The organism is Yersinia sp. FDAARGOS_228, assembly GCF_002073315.2.
GTDB classification, from domain to species: domain Bacteria; phylum Pseudomonadota; class Gammaproteobacteria; order Enterobacterales; family Enterobacteriaceae; genus Yersinia; species Yersinia intermedia.
This window is the reverse complement of the sequence record NZ_CP020409.2, coordinates 4,265,554-4,277,096: the sequence shown is the minus strand read 5'-3', so window position 1 is coordinate 4,277,096 and position 11,543 is coordinate 4,265,554. Positions and strand designations below refer to the sequence as shown.

The following is an 11,543-nucleotide window of genomic DNA, read 5'->3' as shown; positions in this document are numbered from 1 at the left end:
CGTGAATAAATCAGACTTTATTAAACGGATGATTGGCGTTCCGTGGGTTAACCGTGCCTACACGTTTGAGGAATGTGATTGCTGGGGCTTGGTCGTCCTTTATTACAAGCACGTTATGAATATAGATATCCCTATTATTGATGACTATCTAAATAATTCTGAATTTGGCCAGTGCTTCTCAATTGTCATTAAGCAATGGGGGCTTGCAAATTCTGCGGTAGATAATGGGATGGTTGTTGCCTATTACGGTAACCAGCCGGTTCACGTTGGTATTCTTATCGGTAATAGGGTGCTTCATAGTCGTGGTGAGTCAAGTGCTACGCGACTTGACAGGCTGACTGTCTTTGAGCGGGTTTATACTAAATTGGAGTTTTATCAATATGCCGAAAGTTAAAATTACGGCAATACCCGGCGTGCCTAACAAAACCATATCTGCTAATGCTGGTGATAGCATCCAGTCAGTGATTGATAAAGTAAACCTATTCCATGATGCCTATTTTTTGCTGAACGGCGTGATCCTCGATGATGACTTTGATGTTTCATATCCGCTTGGTGAGCATGACGTATTAACCATCATTGACCAACCGAAAGGGGGGCTTTTCAAGACGCTGTTAAACCCCTTGGAGCACTTCAACCCGATAAAATTTACCAAGAAAATCCTCGGATTCTTAATTAAAACCCCGTCAGCTTCATTTGCTGCTGATGTAAATTCAAAAACGTCAACAAACAACAGCATTAAGGCTCAAACGAATACCGCAAGAAACGGAGAGGCAAGGCCGGATAGTTTTGGACTAATCAGATCGTTCCCTGACCTTATTCAGTCCGGGCTTACTGAATATATCAGTAATGACCAGTACGTTACTCAATGGATGAACTTCGGATTAGGGAAATACACAATTTCATCTATCAGGTATTCAGAATCAAATATTGGTTCAATGCCTGGTTCGTCTTACCAAATTTACCAACCAGGTGAAACAATCCCACAAATCATTGAACCGATACTTTTTGATGATGTTGATGGGCAGGAAATACCCGGTGCTAACGAATCATCAGATTTCCCAGCAGAAACAGCAACCACCAATACAATTGTTTCAGGCAGTATTGCAGGAAATGAAGCTGTAGTTAAGATCGTCAAGAATAGCGATTTTGATTACTTTTATGATTTAGAAAAGCCGCATGCTGTAACTGTGATTTTGAACGTAACCTATCCCACAGCATCAGGAAGTACAACCAGAAACGTGACATTAAGCGCTAACCTTACCGGGGCGCAGACAACCGATAATGGGGCTGTCATCTCTCCAATTTATTACTATGTTTTCACATTTTCAGGATTAGGTGGTTCTGATTATGATCAGTTACCTGCAACAACAGTAGTTAATACAACACTTTTCACAATAAATGATAATGAAGCGCTGATTGTAGGGCCGATGTATTCGCCAATAGCCTCATCACAGCTTTGGGTTAACTTAAAAGCTGACCTTGGTAATGATTCCTCTGCCAACGTAAATATAAATTGGGTTAAGGTCGATGATGATAATGTGCAAATCCCCGGCACTGAAGGTGCCATGCAATCAACACTATCAAATTCAACAGGCAAGAGCGATAGTATATACAAGACGGTTAAAATCACCCCTGCTGCCGGGATTGGTCGGTACGCAATTAAGTTTCAGCGACCAGATAACAGCTCAGATTCAAATAGATTAATAGTTGAATCAATCCAAGGGATAAACATCAGAAATAACGTTATCTATCCAGAAGATACAATCATAACAATCAAAATACGGGGGACGAAAAACGCAACCCAATCCAGGCAGCTAAAATTCAATGCGATGATCTATCGCCACGTTATCTCTTATAACCGAACAACAAAAACTATTAATTATGTAGAGTCTGCGAGTCGCAGCTTTGCTGACATAGTTCTTCATAACTGGATAGTCGTAGGCAGTCAGGATCCATCATCAATTGATATAGATGGACTGTATGAGATATCTGATTCTCTATCGGATCCAAGGCTGGGCTATTTTGACTTCACATTTGATGATGAGGATGCATCGCTTGGTGAGCGCATAAAAATAATCTGCGATGCGGCTACGGTGACGGCCTATGGAAATAGTGGCGTTCTATCATTTACACGTGATGAGAAAAAGATTTACCCGGCGACAGTGTTCACCACATCGAACATGAAGCCAGATAACTATTCGCTTAGTTACGATATATCACTACCAGGGACTTATGACGGTGTTGTTGTTAAGTATCGGAACCCGACAACGAATAAACAAGATTTTGTCCGTATGAAGATAGTGGATGGCGTTGTCACGGAAGGAACTCCAGTTAAAGGGAAGCAGATTGATATATTGTATGTCAGGAATCGGTTTCAGGCTTTAGACAGGGCCAATAAGGAGGCGAGGCGGTTAATCTACTCAAGGATGTCGATGACAGCAACTGTGATGTCTGACGGCGAGTGGGTAAATCTTGGGGATATGGTTCAGGTTCCTGATATGTACGATGAGCTTCACCAGCAAGGTTATATCGTACAGCGCGAAGGTAATGATTTTGACACCAATGAAAGAATAGAATTTTCTTCAAGTCCATTATTCGTCGTAATAACAGATAGCATGGGATACCCAACAGGAAAGTATCTTGCACATAAAAGAGAGGATACCGACTTTGGGTTTACTGCTGAAATTCCAGAAGTAAGTTTAAATATATGGGATGGATATGAAACTCAATCATCTTCGCGATTTTTTATTGCTGCTGAGTCTGAAATAGAATTAACGAAGTGGACAATAACAGATAAGACACCAAACACCGACGGGACAACATCCTTAACGCTAGCCGAGTATAGCGACAAGATACATGATTATGTAATCTCATAATTAGCATCATTAACCAATAATACCCAGCCAATGTGCTGGGTTTTTTATGGAAAAAATATGACTACTACACCTACGCAAAATCCTGTACCGAGCGAAGCTGCTGTTGATTTAAAGTTTAACGCAGGAAAGATAGACGAATTCGTTACCTCATTTTTACTTAAATACACAGATCGACTTGGAAGAGAACATTTAACTATTGAGGGGATGAGGGATATTATTGAAAAGGCCATTAAAGCATTTGGCTTTGTTACTATGGATTCGTTTGAGGACGGGGCTACGCTAGATAACTCCAGCCAAGTACTGCGCTGGGAAAGTAATGGTGAGTATTACCGCTGGGACGGGTCATTCCCTAAAGTTGTCCCGGCAGCGTCTACTCCTGAAACATCTGGTGGTATTGGGATTGGTGCGTGGTTGAGTGTCGGTGATGCTGCATTAAGAGGTAATTTATCCAGCAATGCGGATGGAGAGGGAGATGCTTTAGTAGGATCGTCAATCAACGGAAGAGTTGGAACCGTACATAGTGAATTGCAATTATTGTGGGGAAGAGGATTTATTCAAGCTGAAGACTATGGAGACCTTACATCTATCAATGCAACTGAGCTGTTACAGTCGGCATTAGATGACGCTAGTTCAGCACAAGTACCAGTTGTAATAAAAACTCCAAATATAACTGTTGGCGGCCTTAAGATTGGGAGTAATACAACCATCATAATGCCTAATGTCACTCTTAAACTTAAAGATAACTCAAATGTCCCATTATTTTCTAATAAGAATATAGTTTTTGCTGGCTCAACACCGATTGATAAAAATATCACAATATTTGGTGGGACTTTTGATTTTAATGGCATTAACCAGGCTGACACCACATCAACCGGAGAATGGCAAATCGGAATGACTTTTGTTGGTGTCAATGGATTAAATTTCCAAGGTGTTACAACGTTTAGAAATTCCCGTAGATTTAATGCATTAGTTTGCAATTGTATAAATGTCGATATTGAGAAATCAATTATAGAAAATGATGTGGATATTCCATCTACAAACAAAGATGGTTGGCATGTTAACGGGTACACATTAGGGTTTAAGGCTGGTTCAATTATTGCCAATAACTCAGATGATGATGCGTTAGCGTTAAATGCAGATGATGGAAATTTTGGAGGGGTATTTACTCCTGCGCACGTAACTGGCCCAATCCAAGACGTATGTGTTGACCAGATAATTCTAAAAGGTTCAACAAGAAACGGGGTCAGGTTACTTTCTGCTAATGTTTCAATCCGCAACGTTAACATAAATAGCATTTCTGGTGACGTGTCAGCATACGCATTAGTTGCTGATGACTATGGGCTTGGTTCTGGATCTCATTATGAAAACATAAACATAGGATCTATAAATTGTAACTTTAAAACACGACCTTATTCTGGTGCAACATTTGGCATGGTTCATATTAGTACCACTAATAATAATTCTTCACTTTTTAGTGATATTACAATTGGTAAGGTTTTTAGAAAACAAGAAGATGTTGATGGTCAAAACAGGCCAACAATAACATTTGTAGGATCAAGAACATTACTAAATATTGGATTGATATCTGAAAATAACTGTTCAAATAGCACAACAGTATACATGCCAAACCCAAAGGGAGGCGTTGAGCTAAACGTTGATAAGTTCAAAAGGATTAATTCACGTCCTGAATCTGGAGCATATGGGAACCTTATAAGAGTAGAAGGTTCCGGAGTTATATTAGTTGATAAAATAAGAATTGGATCTGTTGTTAGTGATTCATTAAATAGTTACGTCCAGGTGGTTAATTCAAAAATATCTAAACTTGAAATTAACAAAACATCTACGACTATTGCGAAACCAATCGGATTGACAAATGGCGATGTTGGGGCGTTATTTTTCCAATCAAATACTTCAGTACCATACCTTTTATATGATGAACGATACTCAAAATCTGGAACATCATCAGTTGGTTTTGAGCGACCAGCACCACAAAGTGGAACAACTGCTCAGCGACCAATAAACGCACTTTATGGGGATAGTTACTTTGATACCACTATAGGTGCTCAAATAGTATGGCATGGGATATGGACGGCGGTTTAAATAGAATAAACACATTGGAGGGGTTATATACCCCTCCAGAAATATAAATAGTCACTTTACCTGATGTTATTTTTAATCTTATCAATTAACCAAATAGATCCTTCTGTTGTCATGTGTGCATTATCAAACTGGAATGGAGCATCTTTCCCAGCATTAACAATTGCTTTGCAGGTTGAAAACCCACAAATAACATCCACAGCGGATACAAACTTAACATCATTAAATCCTTTTAAACTTTGAATTATTACTTCATCACTGCCTTTAGTGGTGTGAATATTGTCTAATAATTCCTTTGAAATATAACCACTACTATTCATTTTATTTTTTTCGATTAAGCTTGGTATAGGTTCTGACCAGAATGGCACCGACCCAATAATTATAACCTTTTTCACTCCAGCACTTTTCAAAAAATTCAAGGTTTCTGGAAGATACGTACTTACATCATACTGAGACCACAAGGCTGATAGTATTACAATCTCAGGTTTATTTTTCTCAATTTCAGATATTATATATTTGTTAATACCCTGACAAAACGGTCTGTCTAATGTTGGCTGACCTATTAATGGAGGACAAAGACTAGCGGTGCGCTGAGTTATATTTTCACCCACAAAATACTTGTTTAATCCAGGCATCATCTGTGCTGCATGAGAATCACCCCATATAACAATAGAACTTGATTTCATCTCGTCTTTGCACTTTTTAAATGTATTGTAATCTTGCTCTGGAGATAAGAAACATTCCCCACCCCTCCATGATGACATATCATTTTTGTATTCTGCAATCTCACTAAGCGTTTTTGAAAATCTAAACTTAGCACCATCTGTGAGGTAAACAGCTACAACCATAAATGACACAATGGAAAAGCAAATTACATTGAATTGTAAGTTTTGTTTTTTGTTGAATTTAGACTCTATAATTGAATATGATATTTGAGCTAAAATTATAGATGCGAAAATACCAAGCGTAGAATTTAATAAATTAAACTCAATGCCATAGCCATGCATTACAACTATAACCGGCCAATGCCATAGATATAAAGAATAAGATATTCTTCCTAACCACTGAAGCAGCGGGTTAGTTATTAAAATTGAGCTATTGTTATTTGAAAGCAAAATCAAGATTGCGCCACATACTGGGATTAATGTATATGCACTCGGCCAGTATTCTGCGCTTGTTATCTTCATAGTTGAAATGACAACTACAGCAAATCCGATATAACTAAGTAATTTATTATAATGTATTTTTTGTATTCGTTTTTGTAAGACATATGCAATACCACCTGATAGCATCTCCCAAGCTCTGGTTACTAGGCTATAAAATGATTGCTCTTGTGTTGCTGATAACTTAAATAAACAAAATAACAAAGAAATTATTGTTATTAAAGAAATGAATCCAATAAGAGATAATCGAACTTTTTTAGATAAAAAAATAATTAATGGGTACAATAAATAAAATTGCCATTCTACTGAAAGTGACCACGTATGAAGCAAATAATTCGAATCAGATGATTGATCAAAATACCCTGAATTATATGAGTAGTAGTAATTTGAAAAGAAAAAAATTGATGATAATGCATTCTTAGACAGCGTTCTGTACCCATCAGAACCAAGAGTTAGATATCCAAAAATCATTAGAGAAGCAATTACAACAAGCAAAGCAGGAACTATTCTTTGAAACCTTGATATGTAGAATGAAATTATTTCTTTTTTATCTATTTTATCTAGAACTATTCCTGTCATCAAAAAGCCAGATATGACAAAAAAAACATCTACCCCTGTAAATCCGCCCCTCACGTAAGTAAATGAAAAATGGAACAATACAACGCTAATTACTGCTATTGCCCTTAGCGCATTGATATCATACCTGAATACTTTATAAGACATGGCAAACATTCATCCTAACGCAAGATTTGAGTGTAAATATTTCCGGCATTTTACTTTAAAATTACTTGAATAGTTATGATTTTCTAGCCATTAAGCTAGGAATACTATGAGATTATTTTTAGCATGATTGATTGTTTGTGTGGTTTTCTAGGGATGCCTATCGAGGTGGGGTGACATATTAGTGACGCATCTATAGTGCCGAAGAAGTGTCACTGGTATGTCACTATTAGCCATAATGTCGCTTGTGAATGCAAATTAGGCCAGTATTTACAATGGGTTATATGCACTACGACGTTCTTCTAAGCCGTAGGTCACAGGTTCGAATCCTGTAGGGCGTACCATCTATACCTCTTCTAACGTCTATCTAAGTCTACTAATCCCTTATATAATCAGCCTCTCTGACAATTCCTAGCATCCCAACGTCTACCTGCATCCACTGCAATCAACAACAAAGTGGGGGTACTATTGGGGGTATGTCTAGGTTCAATGAAGTGAGATACCCCCACATGAAACTGAACGCCCGACAGGTCGATACTGCAAAGCCAAAAGAGAAGCCCTATAAGCTATCTGATGGAGGTGGATTATTTTTGTTAGTAAAAACTACTGGTTCACGTTGTTGGCGGCTGAAGTATCGGATCGCCGGTAAAGAAAAATTGCTAGCATTTGGGGTCTATCCTGATATCACTCTCGCTGAAGCCAGAGCAAAAAGAGATGAGGCTAAGCGTATACTTGCTGTGGGCGGCGACCCTGGTGAAGAAAAAAAAGTAGAAAAACAAACCAGAAAAGTCAGCATTGATAACACGTTCGAAGCTCTAGCCAGAGAATGGCATGCCTACAAAAGGCCCAATTGGTCCAAAGGTTATGCTGATGATTTAATGGAGTCGTTCGAAAAAGACATATTCCCTTACGTTGGAAAACGTCCAATTGCCGAAATCAAACCTCTAGAAATTCTCGAAACCCTACGCAAGTTAGAAAAGCGCGGCGTCCTCGATAAAATGCGTAAGATCCGTCAGGCATGCAGCCAAACTTTCCGTTATGCAATCGTAACCGGCAGGGCAGAGAACAATCCAGCAAGTGAACTAGCTGGCGCTCTGGCGGTTCAGAAGCACACGCATTACCCCCACCTCTTAGCTAACGAGCTTCCCGCATACCTTAACGCTCTCAATGCCTATAGTGGCAGTACAGTCACTCGAATAGCAACACGGCTACTGATGCTTACTGGTGTTCGTACAACTGAACTACGGGCCGCTGAGTGGCTAGAATTTGACTTGGACAAAGCCGTCTGGGAAGTTCCCACCGCCAGAATGAAAATGCGTCGTCCTCACTTGGTTCCCTTATCAGAGCAAGTTTTGGCATTACTGCGTCAATTACATGAGATTACTGGGCGATTTAAACTGGTATTCCCCGGTCGTAATGACAGCTTAAAGCCAATGAGCGAAGCCAGTATTAATCAGGTCATAAAACGTATTGGTTATCATGGTAAAGCCACTGGTCATGGTTTCCGTCACACTATGAGTACCATTTTGCATGAACAGGGGTTTAATACTGCGTGGATAGAAACACAGTTGGCCCACGTCGATAAGAACAGCATTCGTGGCACCTATAATCACGCTCAGTATCTTGATGGTCGCAGGGAAATGCTTCAGTGGTATGCCGACTATATGGATAGCCTGGAACGTCAGTCAAAAGATTAGTTTTGGATAAAATTCTTCCGTGAGGAATAAAAAAGGGTCGGTTCAGTAGGTTCAGTCGGTTCAATATTTTAGTTTGTTGATTTATAGGTTAATTAATTCATTTTTTGAACCGACCCTGAACCGACTTTAGGCCATTTGAACCGACCCTAATCGCGTTATCTCCCGAAAACCTGGCTTTTTCTCAGCTAAATCACCCTAAATCTGTAATCGATAAGCCGAAATTTTTCACTACAGTTTGATGTGAAAATGTGAAGTGATGCTGCGCATGGGGAGGGTGGATGCTGGACGAGTATACAGTGGTGATTTATAGTAGACCTCAAGAGAATAAGGCTATGTCTAGGCGGTTTCCGAAAACCAGTATTTTTACTGGCGGGTATGGTCCCTAATTTAAAGAGGGCGGGAGGTAGCATTATGGTTAGAGTGAAGGCACAGGAAATCCTTTCTTGGTTTAATGTATCAAGATATGAAGAGTTATTGGAATTCACAATAGATGAAATTTTGAAAGATATTGAGTTCAGGATTTTCTTGCTCTTTGAAGGTGATGACAGTGACACGTTAATGCGTGCTAAAGAAATGAATGAATCAAGATTAAGTTTTATCGATGGTTTGAAAAAAGGCCATATTAATTCACTATCAGCCTACTTACATAACCTTGGAGAAGGTTGTTCAGAGAGTGAGAATGATACTGAAGAAAATATCAAAGATATCACATTGCAGTTTAATGGATGGCCCATTGTCTCTCGCGATTATCATAATGTGTCCAAGGATGAACCATTTACTTCTGGATTGGCATGCGCTCCATTTATGGTTGGTGACTTAATTTCATACTATAACGCTCTAAGACGACACGGTTATATAGTTGATAACCAAAACGGTTTTGTGGAGGTTCAGGGTACACATGTTGGTAGGGAAATTACCAATGTTGATTATTTAGGGGAGAGTTTTAGTGGAGAGGTGGTTATTAAACTTAACCTTGAAGAATTCTCTGATGAAGAATTGATTACTGAATTCAAGGAAATGATAAAAAATTGGAGGGTTGAGTCTGGTATTGATGAACCAGATAGGGCCGTAAATAGAGTTGGACTTTCTACCTTAAAGAAAATAATAACTTACAAAGTAATTCCATTTATTGATTTAATGATTTGGGAAAAGGCCTGTAAAAAGAAGATCAGTAACGAGATGTATGCAAGGATATTATTCCCCTTGTCTGAATATGATTATGATGTAATAAGTAGTTCTCAAATTAAAGATACTGTAAAACCTTTTATTGAAAAGATAGTTAGCAATGATCTCCTTCGGGAGATGATTTTTTTCGTTAAGAAAAATGAGTATCTCAAAAATATGAGATTTTCAGATATACTGAAACTCGCTGAAAACTGATAGCGACATAAAACATAGAGGAATGTTTTTTGTGTACATATCTATCGAGTAACAAGAATTGAACGGAGAATCCCCCTGTCATCCTCAATAGACTAATACAGGGGGCTATATGCCACAAAGTACACACTCACTGATCCGCCTTGGAGAGGTCCAGCGCCGTACCGGTTACAGCAAAGCTTGGATATACCGCCTTATTTCCCATGGGAAATTCCCCACTTCCGTAAAAATCGGCATACGTGCTATTGCCTTCGTTGAAAGCGAAATTGACGAATGGATCAACCAACGCATTGCTGAATCCCGCAAGGAGGTCGCCTAATTAAGCATATAGGGTGTGCATTACTTGCGTGTACTTGCATTTGGTTTAATCCAATATTTGATTTCCGTCGCTACAGACACCAAACGATTTAACGAAGAGTAATTAAACATGAAAAAATTAAATGCCTTAATTGGCAGTACCCAAACTCAGCCTAAAATCGTACTCAGCGGTATTAACGTTAATGGTTTGCCTATCGAGTTTGTAGATCAATGGACAGAGTATTGGACTAAGCAAAGTTTCGCTATTTCTGTCCCTGCCAATATTCGTCGCCAGTATTATCCCGATGATTCAGCGTTCAGTGTAGCCATGCACAAAGCTGGCTATGTGCCGGTTCGTACTCGGAAGCTGACAGGGAAAGACGGACGATTCTGGTTGTATCGAGTAACCGGCAAAGATAAGGGGGTTGTCGCACCAGTTCCCGCTAATAGCAAGGCTTGTGGCCTATTTGTGCAGGTGTCACATAAGCCTCGATATGGTTATAACGAGGTCGCTTTAGATGGAAAATTACTTCATGTATACGGTGACCACATCCGCTTACTGACTAAAAAGAGGGTTCGTGTGAATGGTAAGCAGGTTCAGGGCTACACGGCTAAAGGTCTGCGTGTGGAGGTGGTGGCATGATGCTTACAACTCCAGTAGCCAGCCAGAAAAAGGCATTTCCCTTGGCTGGCACCCTGAACCGACTATCTTTGAGCGAGTCGGAGACTAACCCGTTAATTTCGGAGCAGTTGAAAGTCAGTAATACTGACGCTCAAAATTTAAACTACGAAACTTCCGTAGTACCTGGAGCAAGCAATCTATACCAATCTCCAGAATATAATGGAGATTACCGCTCAGCCAAATATTTGGCTCAGCAAACACTGCTCAAAAACGGCAACTCACCGAGTTTAACCAAACACGAACAGTATTCGGGTTCAGGCAAAGAAAAGGGTAGCACTGTGAATGCTACCCTTCTGGGTTACTCAGATGGTTCGGCCTTGGCCTTTTTGCGCTGGCGGCGTTTGATCTCACTCTGCGCTACGTCAACGATGGCCTTGATATTTTCCCCTGCCTTCGTACCGATCTCTTCGATACGAGCTAGTGCTTCTAGTGCGCCATTGAGGTTGGACAGCAACTTATTTTCGTCGCTCTCTTTGAGTTGGCGGCGGGCTATCTCACCCTGCATAGCGGAAACGATAAAACCGGCATTACTTTCACCATCCATTTTTACCGCTTCCATTCCGTCCATTACATCGTGTGGAATGCGAATGGATATTTGTTTTGATTTGTCGTTAACCGTATTTGTTGCCATGTT

General features: G+C 39.7%; 9 protein-coding genes. 7 read left to right on the top strand and 2 right to left on the bottom strand.

Annotation, left to right across the window (positions count from 1 at the left end):
• Window position 1: 1 nt before the first annotated feature.
• Genes A6J67_RS19980 through A6J67_RS19970 form a run of 3 tightly spaced genes read left to right on the top strand, consistent with a single transcriptional unit; the run spans window position 2 to window position 4,976 of the window.
• Entirely contained in the window at window positions 2-394 is a 393-nt protein-coding gene (locus A6J67_RS19980) for an NlpC/P60 family protein (protein WP_080608360.1), read from the top strand.
• A complete protein-coding gene (locus A6J67_RS19975; RefSeq protein ID WP_226967863.1) occupies window positions 381-2,876 on the top strand; it encodes a host specificity factor TipJ family phage tail protein in 2,496 nt (831 codons plus the stop codon). The genes A6J67_RS19980 and A6J67_RS19975 overlap by 14 nt, the downstream gene beginning before the upstream one ends.
• 57 nt (window positions 2,877-2,933) lie before the next feature.
• On the top strand, window positions 2,934-4,976 hold the full coding sequence (locus tag A6J67_RS19970) for a hypothetical protein (protein WP_080608359.1): 2,043 nt from the start codon (window positions 2,934-2,936) through the stop codon (window positions 4,974-4,976).
• 56 nt (window positions 4,977-5,032) lie between these two features.
• Here A6J67_RS19970 and A6J67_RS19965 read toward each other — a convergent pair whose 3' ends face one another.
• A complete protein-coding gene (locus A6J67_RS19965) occupies window positions 5,033-6,859 on the bottom strand; it encodes an acyltransferase family protein (RefSeq protein ID WP_192945342.1) in 1,827 nt (608 codons plus the stop codon).
• 506 nt (window positions 6,860-7,365) lie between these two features.
• Between A6J67_RS19965 and A6J67_RS19960 the strand changes: the two genes are divergently transcribed.
• The 4 genes from A6J67_RS19960 to A6J67_RS19945 all read left to right on the top strand — a co-directional run bounded on the left by A6J67_RS19960 (window position 7,366) and on the right by A6J67_RS19945 (window position 10,870).
• A complete protein-coding gene (locus A6J67_RS19960) occupies window positions 7,366-8,553 on the top strand; it encodes a tyrosine-type recombinase/integrase (RefSeq protein ID WP_005182448.1) in 1,188 nt (395 codons plus the stop codon).
• Between the two features lie 411 nt (window positions 8,554-8,964).
• On the top strand, window positions 8,965-9,933 hold the full coding sequence (locus tag A6J67_RS19955) for a DUF6387 family protein (RefSeq protein WP_125461932.1): 969 nt from the start codon (window positions 8,965-8,967) through the stop codon (window positions 9,931-9,933).
• Window positions 9,934-10,042: 109 nt separating this feature from the next.
• Window positions 10,043-10,249, top strand: coding sequence for a helix-turn-helix transcriptional regulator (locus tag A6J67_RS19950; RefSeq protein ID WP_049602767.1), 207 nt, complete (start codon window positions 10,043-10,045; stop codon window positions 10,247-10,249).
• Window positions 10,250-10,357: 108 nt separating this feature from the next.
• Window positions 10,358-10,870 carry a hypothetical protein gene (locus tag A6J67_RS19945; RefSeq protein WP_032898475.1) on the top strand — a complete coding sequence of 171 codons (513 nt, stop codon included), beginning with the start codon at window positions 10,358-10,360 and terminating at the stop codon, window positions 10,868-10,870.
• Between the two features lie 337 nt (window positions 10,871-11,207).
• On the opposite strand, the gene A6J67_RS23565 is transcribed toward A6J67_RS19945, so the two are convergent.
• Window positions 11,208-11,540 carry a YlcI/YnfO family protein gene (locus A6J67_RS23565; protein ID WP_192945341.1) on the bottom strand — a complete coding sequence of 111 codons (333 nt, stop codon included), beginning with the start codon at window positions 11,538-11,540 and terminating at the stop codon, window positions 11,208-11,210.
• Window positions 11,541-11,543 lie beyond the last annotated feature (3 nt).